Annotated in this window: 14 protein-coding genes; all 14 read left to right on the top strand. The window is 60.5% G+C overall.

Annotation, left to right across the window (positions count from 1 at the left end; translation table 11 throughout):
* Nucleotides 1–461: 461 nt before the first annotated feature.
* The 14 genes from aceA to nuoN all read left to right on the top strand — a co-directional run bounded on the left by aceA (nucleotide 462) and on the right by nuoN (nucleotide 17,222).
* The gene (aceA, locus tag AC0Z8Z_RS24130; protein ID WP_485620795.1) at nucleotides 462–1,787 is read left to right on the top strand and encodes an isocitrate lyase; all 1,326 of its coding nucleotides are present in this window, start codon (nucleotides 462–464) and stop codon (nucleotides 1,785–1,787) included.
* A gap of 513 nt (nucleotides 1,788–2,300) precedes the next feature.
* On the top strand, nucleotides 2,301–2,714 hold the full coding sequence (locus tag AC0Z8Z_RS24125) for an NADH-quinone oxidoreductase subunit A (RefSeq protein ID WP_037008823.1): 414 nt from the start codon (nucleotides 2,301–2,303) through the stop codon (nucleotides 2,712–2,714).
* Between the two features lie 10 nt (nucleotides 2,715–2,724).
* Entirely contained in the window at nucleotides 2,725–3,399 is a 675-nt protein-coding gene (locus AC0Z8Z_RS24120) for a NuoB/complex I 20 kDa subunit family protein (RefSeq protein ID WP_065989126.1), read from the top strand.
* A 74-nt stretch (nucleotides 3,400–3,473) separates the two neighbouring features.
* Nucleotides 3,474–5,255 (top strand): NADH-quinone oxidoreductase subunit C/D, encoded by a 1,782-nt coding sequence (gene nuoC / locus AC0Z8Z_RS24115; RefSeq protein WP_485620794.1) that lies wholly within the window; start codon nucleotides 3,474–3,476, stop codon nucleotides 5,253–5,255.
* Nucleotides 5,256–5,257: 2 nt separating this feature from the next.
* A complete protein-coding gene (gene nuoE, locus AC0Z8Z_RS24110) occupies nucleotides 5,258–5,755 on the top strand; it encodes an NADH-quinone oxidoreductase subunit NuoE (protein WP_074892019.1) in 498 nt (165 codons plus the stop codon).
* Nucleotides 5,752–7,110, top strand: coding sequence for an NADH-quinone oxidoreductase subunit NuoF (gene nuoF, locus AC0Z8Z_RS24105; protein ID WP_122536329.1), 1,359 nt, complete (start codon nucleotides 5,752–5,754; stop codon nucleotides 7,108–7,110). The genes nuoE and nuoF overlap by 4 nt, the downstream gene beginning before the upstream one ends.
* A 134-nt stretch (nucleotides 7,111–7,244) precedes the next feature.
* Complete coding sequence (gene nuoG / locus AC0Z8Z_RS24100) at nucleotides 7,245–9,956, top strand: NADH-quinone oxidoreductase subunit NuoG (protein WP_485620793.1); 2,712 nt, start codon at nucleotides 7,245–7,247, stop codon at nucleotides 9,954–9,956.
* A complete protein-coding gene (gene nuoH / locus AC0Z8Z_RS24095) occupies nucleotides 9,953–10,942 on the top strand; it encodes an NADH-quinone oxidoreductase subunit NuoH (RefSeq protein WP_037008811.1) in 990 nt (329 codons plus the stop codon). The genes nuoG and nuoH overlap by 4 nt, the downstream gene beginning before the upstream one ends.
* Before the next feature lie 11 nt (nucleotides 10,943–10,953).
* Nucleotides 10,954–11,502 carry an NADH-quinone oxidoreductase subunit NuoI gene (nuoI, locus tag AC0Z8Z_RS24090; protein ID WP_037008808.1) on the top strand — a complete coding sequence of 183 codons (549 nt, stop codon included), beginning with the start codon at nucleotides 10,954–10,956 and terminating at the stop codon, nucleotides 11,500–11,502.
* A 9-nt stretch (nucleotides 11,503–11,511) separates the two neighbouring features.
* Nucleotides 11,512–12,012, top strand: a complete 501-nt coding sequence (nuoJ, locus tag AC0Z8Z_RS24085) for an NADH-quinone oxidoreductase subunit J (RefSeq protein WP_037008804.1) — start codon at nucleotides 11,512–11,514, stop codon at nucleotides 12,010–12,012.
* 4 nt (nucleotides 12,013–12,016) lie between these two features.
* Nucleotides 12,017–12,328 (top strand): NADH-quinone oxidoreductase subunit NuoK, encoded by a 312-nt coding sequence (gene nuoK / locus AC0Z8Z_RS24080; protein ID WP_065989117.1) that lies wholly within the window; start codon nucleotides 12,017–12,019, stop codon nucleotides 12,326–12,328.
* On the top strand, nucleotides 12,325–14,172 hold the full coding sequence (gene nuoL / locus AC0Z8Z_RS24075; protein ID WP_272635025.1) for an NADH-quinone oxidoreductase subunit L: 1,848 nt from the start codon (nucleotides 12,325–12,327) through the stop codon (nucleotides 14,170–14,172). Before nuoK ends, nuoL begins: the two co-directional genes overlap by 4 nt.
* 52 nt (nucleotides 14,173–14,224) lie before the next feature.
* A complete protein-coding gene (nuoM, locus tag AC0Z8Z_RS24070) occupies nucleotides 14,225–15,757 on the top strand; it encodes an NADH-quinone oxidoreductase subunit M (protein ID WP_485620792.1) in 1,533 nt (510 codons plus the stop codon).
* Between the two features lie 7 nt (nucleotides 15,758–15,764).
* A complete protein-coding gene (nuoN, locus tag AC0Z8Z_RS24065) occupies nucleotides 15,765–17,222 on the top strand; it encodes an NADH-quinone oxidoreductase subunit NuoN (protein ID WP_074892029.1) in 1,458 nt (485 codons plus the stop codon).
* The last annotated feature ends 136 nt before the right edge of the window (nucleotides 17,223–17,358 follow it).

Raw genomic sequence — 17,358 nt, 5'->3', positions numbered from 1 at the left:
CTAGATACCGCCAATTATGTAGTGCCTGAACAGACACTACATCCTGCTTTAATTCCGTGACCGCCCAGTATCTACGCTGACTTCTCCGCCCCAGCACCCGCACGCCCGAAACTGACCGCCAAGTCGCACTCGACGAATTATGTAGTACAACTAAAAAAGCACTACAAAGTGTTTGACGAGGCTAAATCGTCGAGGCATGATGGCCTCGCTCCCGCTAATCGGAGGGCGTGCAGAACGCCTCCTGATCGCGCTCGAACTCAGCATGTTCGTGCCGATTAGCGTCATTTCCGCCCACAAGGCAGCTTCACCCCCTCACCATCTGAGGGCGAAAAAATCTGACCCAGAATCCATGCTTTCCGATTCAGCGAGCAGCCATCAGTGCGCCTTGAAGAAAGACCGGCGCCGGCGAAGCAAGGAACTTCACCTCAAGACCCACAACATCAAGCAACGAGGTTTACCCCATGGCACTGACACGCGAACAACAAATTGCAGCCATCGAGAAAGACTGGGCCGAGAATCCACGCTGGAAAGGCGTAACCCGCACCTACTCCGCTGCTGACGTCGTACGCCTGCGTGGCTCGGTTCAGCCTGAACACACGTTTGCAAAAATGGGCGCCGACAAGCTGTGGAACCTGGTGACCCAGGGTGCCAAGCCTTCCTTCCGTCCCGACAAGGATTTCGTTAACTGCATGGGCGCCCTCACCGGTGGCCAGGCCGTGCAACAAGTCAAAGCCGGTATCCAGGCGATCTACCTGTCTGGCTGGCAAGTCGCGGCGGACAACAACTCCGCCGAATCGATGTACCCCGATCAGTCGCTGTACCCGGTGGACTCGGTGCCGACCGTGGTCAAGCGAATCAATAACTCGTTCCGCCGCGCCGATCAGATCCAGTGGAAAGCGGGCAAAAACCCGGGCGATGAAGGCTATATCGATTATTTCGCGCCGATCGTGGCCGACGCCGAAGCCGGTTTCGGCGGCGTGCTCAACGCTTACGAGCTGATGAAGAGCATGATCGAGGCCGGCGCTGCCGGTGTGCACTTTGAAGACCAACTGGCTTCGGTGAAAAAATGCGGCCACATGGGCGGCAAAGTGCTGGTTCCCACCCAGGAAGCGGTACAGAAACTGGTCGCCGCACGTCTGGCCGCTGACGTTGCCGGCGTGCCGACCATCATTCTGGCGCGCACCGACGCCAACGCGGCAGACCTGCTGACCTCGGACTGCGACCCGTACGACCAGCCGTTCGTGACCGGCACCCGCACGCCGGAAGGCTTCTACAAAGTACGCGCCGGCCTGGACCAGGCGATTGCCCGCGGCCTGGCGTACGCGCCGTATGCCGATCTGATCTGGTGCGAAACCGCCAAGCCGGATCTGGACGAGGCCCGTCGCTTCGCCGAAGCGATCAAGAAGGAATACCCGGATCAGCTGCTGTCCTACAACTGCTCGCCTTCCTTCAACTGGAAGAAGAACCTGGACGACGCGACCATCGCCAAATTCCAGCGCGAGCTGTCGGCAATGGGCTACAAGCATCAGTTCATCACGCTGGCCGGCATCCACAACATGTGGCACAGCATGTTCAACCTGGCGCACGACTACGCCCGCAACGACATGACCGCCTACGTGAAACTGCAAGAACAGGAGTTCGCCGACGCGGCCAAGGGTTACACCTTCGTGGCGCACCAGCAGGAAGTGGGCACTGGCTACTTCGATGACATGACCACGGTCATTCAGGGCGGCAAGTCTTCAGTGACGGCACTGACTGGCTCGACGGAAGAAGAACAATTCCATTGAAGCTCTTTGAACCTCCCCTTCCCGGCTAAAGCCGGTCCTACTAAATGAAAAGCCGCCTTCGGGCGGCTTTCTGGTGACAATGGCTGACTTAACCTACGTTGCCAGTCAACTATTAACGATAGACAACTCAAATCAGCGCGCAAACGTTAATTAACCACGCAATCAATTACCGACTTATTGTCTCGGATAATTAAACGGAACTTCGTCACGTTCCAGTGACACACATCAAACACGCCCTCCAAATGATATTTATTATCATTTAAGCCAGGCCGAACTGCCGCTCCGTCGTAAGATACATATTTCTCGAAACCCTCCTCGACGCCCGCCCCTGCTGGGGCTAAGCATGAAAACCGTGACCTATCTCATTAATCCTGCGAATAAATTTGATGCAGAAAATTTACTTGCCCTCCTTTTGCACATAAAATCCCGGAATTGATCGCACTGCGACATATCGTCACTGCTTCTACTTCTTCCAAGCCCAGAGACCTTTGCTCTCTGTTAAGGACTGCCAGCATGCCCGACTCGACAGGATTGATTGCCCACAATTGGGGCTTCGCCGTGTTTCTCCTTGGTGTCGTCGGCCTCTGCGCCTTCATGCTCGGCCTCTCCAGCCTGCTGGGTTCCAAAGCCTGGGGCCGCAGCAAAAACGAACCGTTCGAATCCGGCATGCTGCCCACCGGCGGCGCCCGTCTGCGGCTTTCGGCAAAATTCTATCTGGTCGCGATGCTGTTCGTGATTTTCGACATTGAAGCCCTCTTTCTGTACGCCTGGTCTGTGTCCGTCCGCGAAAGCGGCTGGACCGGCTTCGCCGAAGCGCTCGTTTTCATAGCAATTCTGTTGGCAGGTCTTGTCTACCTATGGCGGGTAGGGGCGCTCGATTGGGCTCCCGTTGGTCGTCGTAACCGGCAGGCGAAGCTAAAACAATGAGGCTTTGGCAATGCAATATAATCTCACCAGGATCGACCCGGATGCTCCTAACGAGCAGTACCCCATCGGCGAACGCGAAGTCGTTTCCGATCCGTTAGAAGACCAAGTCCACAAAAACATCTACATGGGCAAGCTCGAAGACGTGCTGAATGGTGCAGTCAACTGGGGTCGCAAGAACTCCCTTTGGCCGTACAACTTCGGTCTGTCGTGCTGCTATGTGGAAATGACCACCGCCTTCACCGCGCCCCATGACATCGCGCGCTTCGGCGCCGAAGTGATCCGGGCATCGCCACGTCAGGCGGATTTCATGGTGATCGCCGGCACACCGTTTTTGAAGATGGCCCCGATCATCCAGCGACTCTACGAGCAAATGCTGGAGCCCAAGTGGGTCATCTCCATGGGCGCCTGTGCCAATTCCGGTGGCATGTACGACATCTATTCCGTGGTTCAGGGCGTGGATAAATTCCTCCCTGTGGATGTTTACGTGCCCGGCTGCCCGCCCCGTCCAGAGGCATTTCTGCAAGGCTTGATGCTGTTGCAGGAATCAATCGGCCAGGAGCGTCGTCCCCTTTCCTGGGTCGTCGGTGATCAGGGCGTTTATCGCGCCGAGATGCCGTCGCAGAAGGAACAGCGCCGCGAACAGCGTATTGCGGTGACCAACCTGCGCAGCCCCGACGAAGTCTGATCCAGTTTTTCTTTTAGAAAAAGAAGCCTGAACCTGGGTTCATTCTGTACGTTGACCGATAGCGATCGAGACCTATGACTGCAGACACCGCTCTGTACATCCCGCCTCACAAGGCTGACGACCAAGAAGTCGTCGTTGAACTCCATAACCGTTTTGGCGCTGAAGCCTTCAGCGCCCAGTCCACCGTCACTGGCATGCCTGTGCTGTGGGTGCAACGTGCGCGGCTGATTGAAATCCTGACCTTCCTGCGTCAGATGCCCAAGCCGTACGTGATGCTTTACGACCTGCACGGCGTCGACGAACGCCTGCGCACCAAGCGCCGTGGGCTGCCAGACGCCGACTTCACCGTGTTCTATCACCTGATGTCGATCGAACGTAACAGTGACGTGATGATCAAGGTCGCGCTGTCCGAAAGCGACCTGAGCATACCGACCGTGACTGGCATCTGGCCAAACGCCAACTGGTACGAGCGTGAAGTCTGGGACATGTTCGGGATCGACTTCCCGGGCCACCCTCACCTGACCCGCATCATGATGCCGCCGACCTGGGAAGGTCACCCGCTGCGCAAGGACTTCCCGGCCCGTGCCACTGAATTCGACCCGTACAGCCTGACCCTCGCCAAGCAGCAGCTGGAAGAGGAAGCGGCGCGTTTCCGTCCGGAAGACTGGGGCATGAAGCGTTCCGGCACCAACGAGGACTACATGTTCCTCAACCTGGGTCCGAACCACCCTTCGGCCCACGGTGCGTTCCGCATCATCCTGCAGCTGGACGGTGAAGAGATCGTCGACTGCGTGCCGGACATCGGTTACCACCACCGTGGCGCCGAGAAGATGGCCGAGCGTCAGTCCTGGCACAGCTACATTCCGTACACCGACCGCATCGATTACCTCGGCGGCGTGATGAACAACCTGCCGTACGTGCTCTCGGTCGAGAAACTGGCCGGCATCACCGTGCCGGATCGGGTCAACGTCATCCGCATCATGATGTCCGAGTTCTTCCGCATCACCAGCCACCTGCTGTTCCTGGGGACGTACATCCAGGACGTCGGCGCCATGACCCCGGTGTTCTTCACCTTCACCGACCGTCAGCGCGCCTACACCGTGATCGAAGCCGTCACCGGGTTCCGTCTGCACCCGGCCTGGTTCCGCATCGGCGGCGTTGCCCACGACCTGCCCCGCGGCTGGGAGAAACTGGTCAAGGACTTCATTGACTGGATGCCCAAGCGTCTGGATGAGTACACCAAGGCAGCCCTGCAGAACAGCATCCTCAAAGGCCGTACCGTTGGCGTTGCCGCATACAACACCAAGGAAGCGCTGGAATGGGGCGTTACCGGGCCGAGCCTGCGGGCCACCGGTCTGGACTTCGACCTGCGCAAGGCGCGCCCTTATTCGGGTTACGAGAACTTCGAGTTCGAAGTGCCTCTGGCCCACGATGGCGACGCCTACGACCGCTGCATGGTCCGCGTCGAAGAGATGCGCCAGAGCCTGAAGATCATCGAGCAGTGCATGCGCAACATGCCGGCCGGGCCGTACAAGGCGGACCATCCGCTAACCACGCCGCCGCCGAAAGAACGCACCCTGCAGCACATCGAAACCCTGATCACGCACTTCCTGCAGGTTTCGTGGGGCCCGGTCATGCCGGCCAACGAATCCTTCCAGATGATCGAGGCGACCAAGGGCATCAACAGTTATTACCTGACGAGCGACGGCGGCACCATGAGCTACCGTACCCGGATTCGCACCCCAAGCTATCCGCACCTGCAGCAGATCCCTTCGGTGATCAAAGGCAGCATGGTCGCGGACTTGATTGCGTACCTGGGTAGTATCGATTTCGTTATGGCCGACGTGGACCGCTAAGCATGAACAGCACGCTTATCCAGACAGACCGTTTCGCCCTGAGCGAATCCGAGCGCTCGGCCATCGAGCACGAAATGCATCACTACGAGGACCCGCGCGCGGCGTCCATCGAAGCCCTGAAAATCGTCCAGAAAGAACGCGGCTGGGTGCCGGACGGCGCGATCTACGCGATCGGCGAAGTGCTGGGCATCCCTGCCAGCGACGTTGAAGGCGTGGCGACGTTCTATAGCCAGATCTTCCGTCAGCCGGTGGGCCGCCACATCATTCGCGTCTGCAACAGCATGGTCTGCTTCATCGCCGGTCACGAAGACATCGTCGGCGAGATTCAGAGCAAGCTGGGCATCGGCCTGGGTCAGACAACCGCCGACGGCCGCTTCACGCTGTTGCCGGCCTGCTGCCTGGGCAACTGTGACAAGGCGCCGGCGGTCATGATCGACGACGACACTTTCGGCAATCTACAGCCCGCGGGCGTTGCCCCGCTGCTGGAGGGTTACGTATGACCATCACTTCCTTCGGCCCCGCCAACCTGATCACCCGCGCCCCGGAAACCCATCCGCTGACTTGGCGTCTGCGCGATGACGGCGAGCCGGTATGGCTCGATGAGTATCAGAAGAAAGACGGTTACGCCGCAGCACGCAAAGCGTTCGCGACGCTGTCGCCAGATGAAATCGTCCAGGCCGTCAAAGACTCCGGCCTCAAGGGTCGCGGCGGTGCTGGCTTCCCCACGGGCGTGAAGTGGGGGCTGATGCCCAAAGACGAATCCATGAACATCCGTTACCTGCTGTGTAACGCCGATGAAATGGAGCCGAATACCTGGAAAGACCGCATGCTGATGGAGCAACAACCCCATCTGCTGATCGAAGGCATGCTGATCAGTGCTCGCGCGCTGAAAGCCTACCGCGGTTACATTTTCCTGCGCGGCGAATACACCACCGCGGCGGTGCACCTGCGCCGCGCGGTAAAAGAAGCCGAAGCCGCCGGCCTGCTGGGCAAAAATATCCTCGGCAGCGGTTTTGATTTCGAGCTGATCGTGCACACCGGCGCAGGGCGTTACATCTGCGGCGAAGAAACCGCACTGATCAACTCCCTCGAAGGCCGTCGCGCCAACCCGCGTTCCAAGCCGCCCTTCCCTGCCGCCGTTGGCGTCTGGGGCAAGCCGACCTGCGTGAACAACGTCGAGACCCTGTGCAACGTCCCGGCCATCGTCAACAACGGCAACGACTGGTACAAGTCCCTCGCCCGCGAAGGCAGTGAGGACCACGGCACCAAGCTGATGGGCTTCTCCGGCAAAGTGAAGAACCCCGGGCTGTGGGAACTGCCGTTCGGCCTGCCCGCTCGCGAGCTGTTCGAAGACTACGCCGGCGGCATGCGCGACGGCTTCAAGCTCAAGTGCTGGCAGCCCGGCGGCGCCGGTACCGGCTTCCTGTTGCCGGAACACCTGGACTGCCAGTTCTACGCCGGCGGCGTGGCCAAGGTCGGCACCCGGATGGGTACCGGTCTGGCGATGGCGGTGGACGACAAGGTCAACATGGTTTCGCTGCTGCGCAACATGGAAGAGTTCTTCGCCCAGGAGTCGTGCGGGTTCTGCACGCCGTGCCGCGATGGCTTGCCGTGGAGCGTGAAGATGCTGCGCGCCCTCGAGAACGGTCAGGGTCAACCGGGCGATATCGAGACGCTGCTCGGGCTGGTCAACTTCCTCGGCCCAGGCAAAACCTTCTGCGCCCACGCACCGGGCGCCGTGGAACCTCTGGGCAGCGCGATCAAGTATTTCCGGCCGGAATTCGAGGCAGGCATCGCACCCGCACGTGCGGGCGACCTCACTCAGGTCATCAGTCCGACCATGGTCGGCGCATAACACAATAAACGGTCGGCGGCTCCCAAGGCCGCCTTCCCTGCATCCGACGACGCCGCGAGGCTGTTTGAGTCGGATGGCACCGAGATTCCATTAGCCACGCCCGCTGACACCGGGCCAACGAAGAACTTTGAACCATGGCCACTATCCACGTAGACGGCAAAGCGCTCGAAGTCGATGGCGCAGACAACCTGTTACAGGCGTGTCTGTCGCTGGGCCTCGACATCCCTTATTTCTGCTGGCATCCGGCACTTGGCAGTGTTGGCGCCTGTCGCCAGTGCGCGGTCAAGCAGTACACCGACGAGAACGACACCCGTGGTCGCATCGTTATGTCCTGCATGACGCCCGCCACTGACAACACCTGGATTTCCATCGAAGACGACGAATCCAAGGCGTTTCGCGCCAGCGTCGTCGAATGGCTGATGACCAACCACCCGCACGACTGCCCGGTCTGCGAGGAAGGCGGTCACTGTCATTTGCAGGACATGACGGTGATGACCGGCCACAACGAGCGCCGCTATCGCTTCACCAAACGCACCCACCAGAATCAGGAACTGGGGCCGTTCATCGCACACGAGATGAACCGCTGCATCGCCTGCTATCGCTGCGTGCGCTTCTATAAGGACTACGCCGGCGGCACCGACCTCGGCGTGTTCGGCGCCCACGACAACGTGTACTTCGGTCGTGTTGAAGACGGCACCCTCGAAAGCGAGTTCTCCGGCAACCTCACCGAGGTCTGCCCGACCGGTGTGTTCACCGACAAGACCCACTCCGAGCGCTACAACCGGAAATGGGACATGCAGTTCTCGCCGAGCATCTGCCACGGTTGCTCAAGCGGCTGCAACATCAGCCCGGGCGAACGTTATGGCGAAATCCGCCGTATCGAGAACCGCTACAACGGTTCGGTGAACCAGTATTTTCTCTGCGACCGTGGCCGTTTCGGTTATGGCTACGTCAACCGCACGGACCGTCCACGCCAGCCGCTGGCCGAAGGCATCAAGCTGGGCCTGGACGCTGCGCTGGACAAAGCGGCTGACCTGCTGCGCGGGCGCAACATTGTCGGCATCGGTTCGCCCCGCGCCAGCCTGGAAAGCAACTTCGCCCTGCGCGAACTGGTTGGCGCCGAGCATTTCTACTCGGGCATCGAAGCCGGTGAGCTGGAGCGTCTGCGCCTGATCGCCCAGGTGCTGAAAGACAGCCCGCTGCCGATCCCGACCCTGCGTGAAGTCGAAGAGCACGACGCCGTGTTTATCCTCGGCGAAGACGTCACCCAGACCGCTGCGCGCATGGCCCTCGGCCTGCGTCAGTCGGTGAAGAACAAAGCCGAAGACATGGCCGCTGCGATGAAAGTCCAGCCATGGCTCGATGCTGCGGTGAAGAACATCGGTCAGCACGAGCTGAACCCGCTGTTCATCGCCAGCCTCACCGACACCCGCCTCGACGACATCGCCGAAGAGTGCGTGCACGCTGCGCCCGATGATCTGGCGCGCATCGGTTTCGCCGTGGCCCACGCCATCGACCCGAGTGCCCCGGCCGTTGTCGGCCTGGACAGCGAAGCGCTGGAACTGGCCGAGCGTATCGCCGCCGCCTTGCTTGAAGCCAAGCGCCCACTGATCGTGTCCGGCGCCTCGCTGGGCTCGAACGCGCTGATCGAAGCGGCGGCGAACATCGCCAAAGCGTTGAAGCTGCGCGACAAGCAGGGTTCGCTGAGCCTGATCGTGCCGGAAGCCAACAGCATGGGCTTGACCCTGTTCGGAGGCGACTCGGTCGACGCTGCGCTGCAGGCCGTGATTTCGGGTCAAGCCGACGCCATCGTCGTACTGGAAAACGATCTGTTCACCCGTGTGGACGCTGCGACAGTCGAGGCTGCACTGAAGGCCGCCAAAGTGGTGATCGTTGCCGATCACCAGAAGACGGCCACCACCGACCGCGCGCACCTGGTGCTGCCGGCCGCAAGCTTCGCCGAAGGCGACGGCACGCTGGTCAGCCAGGAAGGCCGCGCCCAGCGCTTCTTCCAGGTCTTTGATCCGACGTATCTGGACGCGAGCATTCTGGTTCACGAAGGCTGGCGCTGGCTGCACGCCCTGCGCGCCACCCTGTTGAATCAGCCGGTTGACTGGACTCAGCTCGACCACGTCACTGCCGCCTGCGCCGCGAGCAACCCGCAACTGGCCGGCATCGTCGGTGCGGCGCCATCTGCCGCGTTCCGTATCAAGGGCCTGAAACTGGCCCGTGAACCACTGCGTTACAGCGGTCGGACCGCCATGCGCGCCAACATCAGCGTGCACGAACCCCGTATGCCGCAGGACATCGACACCGCGTTCGCGTTCTCGATGGAAGGCTACTCGGGCTCTGCCGAACCGCGTTCCCAAGTGCCGTTTGCCTGGTCGCCGGGCTGGAACTCGCCACAAGCCTGGAACAAGTTCCAGGACGAGGTCGGTGGTCACTTGCGTGCCGGCGATCCGGGCGTGCGTCTGATCGAAAGCAGCGGCGACAAGCTGGGCTGGTTCGCCAACGTGCCGCGTGCCTTCTCCCCTGCGCAAGGGACCTGGCAGGTCGTGCCGTTCTATCACCTGTTCGGCAGCGAGGAGACCTCTTCCAAAGCCGCGCCGGTTCAAGAGCGCATTCCCCAGGCCTACGTCGCCCTGGCCAAGTCCGAAGCGGACCGTCTGGGTGTCAACGAAGGCGCGTTGCTCAGCCTGAGCATTGCCGGCCAGACCCTGCGTCTGCCGCTGCGCATCAGCGAAGAACTGGGCGCAGGTCTGGTGGCGCTGCCGTCCGGTCTGGCCGGTATTCCTCCGGCGCTGTTCGGCAAAACCGTTGATGCAGTGCAGGAGGCCGCTCAATGACCTGGTTCACCCCTGAAGTGATCGACTCGATCATCGCTGTCGTCAAGGCCATCGTGGTGCTGCTTGCCGTGGTGGTCTGCGGCGCGCTGCTCAGTTTCGTCGAACGCCGTCTGCTGGGCTGGTGGCAGGACCGTTACGGGCCGAACCGCGTAGGTCCGTTCGGCATGTTCCAGATTGCTGCCGACATGCTGAAGATGTTCTTTAAAGAGGACTGGAACCCGCCCTTCGTCGACCGGGTGATCTTCACCCTGGCACCGGTGGTGGCCATGAGCGCGCTGTTGATCGCGTTCTCGGTCATCCCGGTCACCCAGACCTGGGTGGTCGCCGACCTGAACATCGGTCTGCTGTTCTTCTTCGCCATGGCCGGTCTGTCGGTCTATGCGGTGCTGTTCGCCGGTTGGTCATCGAACAACAAGTACGCCCTGCTCGGCAGCTTGCGTGCCTCGGCGCAAACCGTGTCGTACGAAGTGTTCCTCGGCCTGTCGCTGATGGGCATCGTGGTGCAGGTCGGTTCGTTCAACATGGGCGACATCGTCAAGTACCAGGCCGATCACCTGTGGTTCATCATTCCGCAGTTCTTCGGCTTCTGTACCTTCTTCATCGCTGGCGTTGCCGTGACTCACCGTCACCCGTTCGACCAGCCGGAAGCGGAGCAGGAACTGGCCGACGGTTACCACATTGAATACGCCGGCATGAAATGGGGCATGTTCTTTGTCGGTGAGTACATCGGCATCATCCTGATCTCGGCGCTGCTGGTGACCCTGTTCTTCGGTGGCTGGCATGGCCCGTTCGATATCCTGCCGCAACTGTCGTTCATGTGGTTTGCCCTGAAAACCGCGTTCTTCATCATGCTGTTCATCCTGTTGCGTGCTTCGATCCCTCGTCCGCGTTATGACCAGGTGATGGATTTCAGCTGGAAGTTCTGCTTGCCACTGACCCTGATCAATTTGCTGGTGACCGCTGCGGTCGTCTTGGCGGCTCAGTGAGGATTTGACCCATGTTCAAATATATTGGCGACATCGTTAAGGGTACGGGTACCCAGCTGCGCAGCCTGATCATGGTCTTCGGCCATGGCTTCCGTAAGCGTGACACCCTGCAATATCCGGAAGAGCAGGTCTATCTGCCGCCGCGCTACCGTGGCCGCATCGTCCTGACCCGCGACCCTGACGGCGAAGAGCGCTGCGTGGCCTGCAACCTGTGCGCCGTGGCGTGCCCGGTGGGTTGCATCTCGCTGCAGAAGGCCGAGACCGACGACGGTCGTTGGTACCCGGAGTTCTTCCGCATCAATTTCTCGCGTTGCATCTTCTGCGGCATGTGTGAGGAAGCTTGCCCGACCACCGCGATCCAGCTGACACCGGATTTCGAAATGGCCGAGTTCAAACGTCAGGATCTGGTGTACGAAAAGGAAGATCTGCTGATCTCCGGCCCCGGCAAGAACCCTGACTACAACTTCTACCGCGTTGCGGGGATGGCCATCGCCGGCAAGCCGAAAGGCGATGCACAGAACGAAGCCCAGCCCATCAACGTCAAGAGCTTGCTGCCTTAAGGAAGAAAGATGGAATTCGCTTTCTATTTCGCATCCGGCATCGCTGTGGTGGCCACCCTTCGGGTGATCACCAACACGAACCCGGTGCACGCCCTGCTCTACCTGATCATTTCGCTGATCGCCGTGGCCATGACCTTCTTTAGCCTCGGCGCGCCGTTCGCCGGAGCCCTGGAAGTCATCGCTTACGCCGGCGCCATCATGGTGCTGTTCGTCTTCGTGGTGATGATGCTGAACCTGGGCCCGGCCTCGGTTCAACAAGAACGCGCCTGGCTCAAACCCGGCATCTGGCTCGGCCCGATTCTGCTGGGCGGTCTGCTGCTGGCGGAGTTGATCTACGTGCTGTTCGCCAACTCCACCGGCGCTTCCATCGGTCACACCACGGTGGACGCCAAAGCGGTTGGCATCAGCCTGTTCGGCCCTTACCTGCTGGTTGTCGAACTCGCCTCGATGCTGCTGCTTGCGGCAGCCGTGACGGCGTTCCATGTCGGCCGCAACGAGGCGAAGGAGTAAAGCCATGAACTCAGCAATCCCTCTGGAACATGGTCTGGCGGTTGCCGGCATCCTGTTCTGCCTCGGCCTGGCGGGCCTGTTGGTACGCCGCAACATTCTGTTCGTGTTGATGAGTCTGGAAATCATGATGAACGCAGCCGCGCTGGCCTTTGTCGTCGCAGGCAGCCGCTGGGCACAGCCTGACGGCCAGATCATGTTCATTCTGGTGATCAGCCTTGCCGCAGCCGAGGCCAGTATTGGCCTGGCGATCCTGCTGCAACTGTATCGCCGCTTCCACACGCTCGATATCGACGCTGCCAGCGAGATGCGCGGATGAACCTACTCTTTCTGACTTTTGTATTCCCCCTGATCGGTTTCCTGCTGCTGTCGTTTTCGCGCGGCAAATGGTCGGAAAACCTTTCAGCCCTGATCGGCGTGGGCTCCATTGGCCTGTCGGCCATCGTGGCCGCGTACGTGATCTTCCAGTTCAACGTCTCACCACCGGAAGGCGGTCACCTGACCATGGTGCTGTGGCGCTGGATGTCAGTGGACGGCTTCGAACCCAACTTCGCCCTGTATGTCGATGGCCTGTCCATCACCATGCTCGGTGTGGTGGTCGGCGTTGGCTTCCTGATTCACCTGTTCGCTTCGTGGTACATGCGCGGTGAAGACGGCTACTCGCGCTTCTTCGCCTACACCAACCTGTTCATTGCCAGCATGTTGTTCCTGATCCTGGGCGATAACCTGCTGTTCATCTACTTCGGTTGGGAAGGCGTGGGCCTGTGCTCGTACTTGTTGATCGGTTTCTATTACAGCAACCGCAACAACGGCAACGCGGCACTGAAAGCTTTCATCGTGACCCGCATCGGCGACGTGTTCATGGCCATCGGCTTGTTCATTCTGTTCCAGCAACTGGGCACGCTGAACATCCAGGAACTGCTGGTCCGCGCGCCACAGCACTTCAAGGTCGGCGACTTCTGGATTGTTCTGGCCACGCTGATGCTGCTGGGCGGTGCTGTCGGTAAATCCGCGCAGCTGCCGCTGCAAACCTGGCTGGCAGATGCGATGGCCGGTCCTACTCCGGTTTCGGCACTGATCCACGCCGCGACCATGGTAACCGCGGGCGTTTACCTGATCGCACGGACTCACGGCCTGTTCATCCTCGCTCCGGACATCCTGCATCTGGTCGGGATTGTCGGCGGTGTGACCCTTGTTCTCGCGGGCTTTGCCGCACTGGTGCAGACCGACATCAAGCGTATCCTCGCCTACTCGACCATGAGCCAGATCGGCTACATGTTCCTGGCGCTGGGTGTGGGTGCCTGGGACGGCGCGATTTTCCACCTGATGACCCACGCCTTCTTCAAGGCCCTGCTGTTCCTCGCGTCCGGTGCGGTGATCGTTGCCTGCCACCACGAGCAGAACATCTTCAAGATGGGCGGTCTGTGGAAGAAGCTGCCATTGGCCTACGCCAGCTTCATCGTCGGCGGCGCTGCGCTGTCAGCCTTGCCGCTCGTGACGGCGGGCTTCTATTCCAAGGACGAAATCCTCTGGGAAGCCTTCGCCAGCGGCCATGACTATCTGCTGTACGCAGGTCTGCTCGGTGCGTTCATGACCTCGCTGTACACCTTCCGCCTGATCTTCATCGCCTTCCACGGCGAAGCGAAGACTGAAGCCCACGCCGGCCACGGGATCTCCCACTGGTTGCCGCTGGGTGTGCTGATCGTGCTGTCGACGTTTATCGGCGCCTGGATTCATCCGCCACTGGCGGGTGTGTTGCCGGAAAGCGCAGGCCATGCCGGTGGCGAAGCCAAGCACAGCCTTGAAATCGCCTCGGGCGCCATCGCTCTGGCCGGTATTCTGCTGGCGGCGGTGCTGTTCCTCGGCAAGCGTCGTCTGGTCACTGCCATCGCCAACAGCGGTCCGGGTCGTTTCCTGTCCGCGTGGTGGTTCGCAGCCTGGGGATTCGACTGGGTGTATGACGTGCTGTTCGTCAAACCTTACCTGGCGATCAGCCGCATCCTGCGTAGTGACCCGCTCGACCACACAATCGGCCTGATTCCGCGTCTGGTCAAAGCAGGCAACGGCTTGATGACCCGCACCGAAACCGGTCAGCTCCGTTGGTACGCCGCTTCGATCGCCGCAGGTGCCGTACTGGTACTCGGCGCGATTGTGCTGGTCTGATGAGTCGATTTGACATGAACCTTGCGACTTTGCGAAAGGAATTGAGCCCGTCATGATTCTGCCTTGGCTAATCCTGATCCCCTTCATCGGCGGCCTGCTGTGCTGGCAAGGTGAGCGCTTCGGCCCTACCCTGCCGCGCTGGATTGCGCTGTTGACCATGTCTCTCGAGACAATTCTGGGCCTGTGGGTCTGGAGCACCGGTACGTTTACCTATGCTCCTGCTCCGGGCGCCGATCCGACCTGGGCCCTTGAATTCAAGCTCCAGTGGATCCAGCGCTTCGGCATCAGCGTGCACCTGGCGCTCGATGGCCTGTCCCTGCTGATGATTCTGCTGACCGGCCTGCTGGGTATCCTCTCGGTACTCTGCTCGTGGAAAGAGATTCAACGTAACGTCGGCTTCTTCCACCTGAACCTGATGTGGATCCTGGGCGGGGTCGTCGGCGTGTTCCTCGCCATCGACCTGTTCATGTTCTTCTTCTTCTGGGAAATGATGCTGGTGCCGATGTACTTCCTCATCGCACTCTGGGGTCACAGCTCGGCAGACGGCAAGAAGACGCGGATCTACGCAGCGACCAAGTTCTTCATCTTCACTCAGGCCAGCGGCCTGATCATGTTGGTGGCGATCCTGGGCCTGGTGCTGGTGCACTTCAACCAGACCGGCGTGATCACCTTCGGTTACGCGGACCTGCTGAAAACCAAGCTGTCCCACGGCACCGAATACATCCTGATGCTGGGCTTCTTCATCGCTTTTGCGGTCAAGCTGCCGATCGTGCCGCTGCACTCCTGGTTGCCTGACGCTCACGCCCAGGCGCCGACCGCAGGTTCCGTGGACTTGGCGGGCATCCTGCTGAAGACCGCTGCGTATGGTCTGCTGCGTTTTGCCCTGCCACTGTTCCCGAATGCTTCGGCCGAGTTCGCACCGATCGCCATGGTGCTGGGCCTGATCGGCATCTTCTACGGTGCCTTCCTCGCCTTCGCCCAGACCGACATCAAGCGCCTGATCGCGTTTTCCAGCGTTTCCCACATGGGCTTCGTGCTGATCGGCATCTACTCCGGCAGCCAGCAGGCGTTGCAAGGCGTCGTTGTTCAGATGCTCGCTCACGGTCTGTCGGCCGCCGCGCTGTTTATCCTCAGCGGCCAGTTGTACGAGCGCCTGCACACCCGCGACATGCGCGAAATGGGTGGTCTCTGGAACAAGATCGCGTACCTGCCGGCTATCAGCCTGTTCTTCGCTGCCGCCTCGCTGGGCCTGCCAGGCACCGGTAACTTCGTTGGCGAATTCCTGATTCTGATTGGCGGCTTTGTCAGCTCGCCATGGATCACCGCCATCGCCACCTCCGGCCTGGTGTTCGGTTCTGTCTACTCGCTGATCATGATCCACCGCGCCTACTTCGGCCCAGCCAAATCCGACGCGGTCTATAAAAGCATGGACGGCCGGGAATTGATCATGGTGCTGGGTCTGGCGGTGTTGTTGATTCTGCTGGGCGTGTACCCGCAACCGATCCTCGACACCTCCTCGGCGACCATGCATGGCGTGCAGCAATGGCTCGGCACCGCCTTCACTCAACTCGCTTCGGCCCGGTAAGAGCGCTATGGACCTGACGATTCAACACTTTATTGCGCTGGCGCCGCTGCTGATTACCAGCATCACCATTGTGGTGGTGATGCTGGGCATCGCATGGCGTCGCAATCACTCGCAATCATTCCTGCTGACGGTAGCGGGACTCAACCTGGCTTTGCTTTCCATCTACCCGGCGCTGAAAGTCGCGCCGCTGGTGGTCACGCCATTGCTGCAAATCGACAGCTTCGCCTGCCTCTACATGGGCATCATCCTGGTGTCGACGCTGGCCTGTGTCACCCTGGCTCACGCCTATCTGGGTGAAGGCAAGGCGGGCTATCCGGGCAACCGCGAAGAGCTTTACCTGCTGATCCTGATGGCCGCGGCCGGCGGGCTGGTACTGGTCGCTGCGCAACACTTGGCAAGCCTGTTCATCGGTCTGGAACTGCTGTCGGTGCCGGTCTACGGTCTGGTGGCCTACGCCTTCTTCAACAAGCGTTCGCTGGAAGGCGGCATCAAGTACATGGTGCTGTCGGCGGCTGGCTCGGCGTTCCTGCTGTTCGGTATGGCGCTGCTGTATGCCGAATCCGGCAGCCTGGGTTTCAGCGAAATCGGCAAGGCCATCGCCGCCACCGGCATGCCAAGCCCGATCGCCAGCCTGGGTCTGGGCATGATGCTCGTGGGTCTGGGCTTCAAGCTGTCGCTGGTGCCGTTCCACTTGTGGACACCGGACGTGTACGAAGGCGCCCCTGCCCCGGTAGCGGCTTTCCTCGCCACAGCCAGCAAGGTCGCGGTGTTCGGCGTGCTCGTCCGCCTATTCCAGATCTCCCCGGCGGCCACCAGTGGTGTGCTGACCGACGTGATGTCGGTTATCGCCGTAGCGTCGATCCTGGTCGGTAACCTGCTGGCCCTGACCCAGAACAACCTCAAGCGTCTGCTGGGTTATTCGTCGATTGCACACTTCGGTTACCTGATGATCGCGATGGTAGCGAGCAAGGGCATGGCGGTCGAGGCGATCAACGTTTACCTGGTCACCTACGTGCTGACCAGCCTGGGCGCGTTCGGCGTGGTCACCTTGATGTCGTCGCCGTACAGCGGCCGCGATGCCGACGCGATGTTCGAATACCGCGGCCTGTTCTGGCGTCGTCCGTACCTGACGGCGGTGCTGACGGTGATGATGCTGTCGCTGGCGGGTATTCCACTGACGACTGGCTTCATCGGCAAGTTCTACATCATCGCAACCGGCGTTGAAGCGCACCTGTGGTGGCTGACCGGTTCGCTGGTCGTGGGCAGCGCCATCGGTGTTTTCTATTACCTGCGGGTGATGGTGACGCTGTATCTGCAGGACTCGAAGATCCAGCGCCACGACGCCCCGTTCAACTGGGCGCAGCGTGCAGGTGGTGTGATGCTGTTGGGGATTACGCTGCTGGCGTTCTTCCTGGGCGTGTACCCGCAACCGCTGCTGACCCTGGTGGGCCATGCGGGTTTGTGATGAGTGAGTGATGCACAAAAAACCCTGCCTTAGAGCAGGGTTTTTTTATGGCTTTAGTTTTTAGTACTTCGGCACACTTGAGGATCAACGGCATCTGCCTAACGGCAGACGTTTCGCCTTCGGCGAGTTACTTGGA

The sequence above is a fragment of the Pseudomonas sp. 1L-C-7-B-C1 genome (assembly GCF_057291635.1).
This window is presented reverse-complemented; position numbering and strand designations above follow the sequence as displayed.

Excerpts from the sequence above, each read along its gene's own strand:
- aceA (WP_485620795.1), top strand. The coding sequence starts at position 462 with ATGGCACTGACACGCGAACAACAAATTGCAGCCATCGAGAAAGACTGG.
- AC0Z8Z_RS24125 (WP_037008823.1), top strand. The coding sequence starts at position 2,301 with ATGCCCGACTCGACAGGATTGATTGCCCACAATTGGGGCTTCGCCGTG.
- AC0Z8Z_RS24120 (WP_065989126.1), top strand. The coding sequence starts at position 2,725 with ATGCAATATAATCTCACCAGGATCGACCCGGATGCTCCTAACGAGCAG.
- nuoC (WP_485620794.1), top strand. The coding sequence starts at position 3,474 with ATGACTGCAGACACCGCTCTGTACATCCCGCCTCACAAGGCTGACGAC.
- nuoE (WP_074892019.1), top strand. The coding sequence starts at position 5,258 with ATGAACAGCACGCTTATCCAGACAGACCGTTTCGCCCTGAGCGAATCC.
- nuoF (WP_122536329.1), top strand. The coding sequence starts at position 5,752 with ATGACCATCACTTCCTTCGGCCCCGCCAACCTGATCACCCGCGCCCCG.
- nuoG (WP_485620793.1), top strand. The coding sequence starts at position 7,245 with ATGGCCACTATCCACGTAGACGGCAAAGCGCTCGAAGTCGATGGCGCA.
- nuoH (WP_037008811.1), top strand. The coding sequence starts at position 9,953 with ATGACCTGGTTCACCCCTGAAGTGATCGACTCGATCATCGCTGTCGTC.
- nuoI (WP_037008808.1), top strand. The coding sequence starts at position 10,954 with ATGTTCAAATATATTGGCGACATCGTTAAGGGTACGGGTACCCAGCTG.
- nuoJ (WP_037008804.1), top strand. The coding sequence starts at position 11,512 with ATGGAATTCGCTTTCTATTTCGCATCCGGCATCGCTGTGGTGGCCACC.
- nuoK (WP_065989117.1), top strand. The coding sequence starts at position 12,017 with ATGAACTCAGCAATCCCTCTGGAACATGGTCTGGCGGTTGCCGGCATC.
- nuoL (WP_272635025.1), top strand. The coding sequence starts at position 12,325 with ATGAACCTACTCTTTCTGACTTTTGTATTCCCCCTGATCGGTTTCCTG.
- nuoM (WP_485620792.1), top strand. The coding sequence starts at position 14,225 with ATGATTCTGCCTTGGCTAATCCTGATCCCCTTCATCGGCGGCCTGCTG.
- nuoN (WP_074892029.1), top strand. The coding sequence starts at position 15,765 with ATGGACCTGACGATTCAACACTTTATTGCGCTGGCGCCGCTGCTGATT.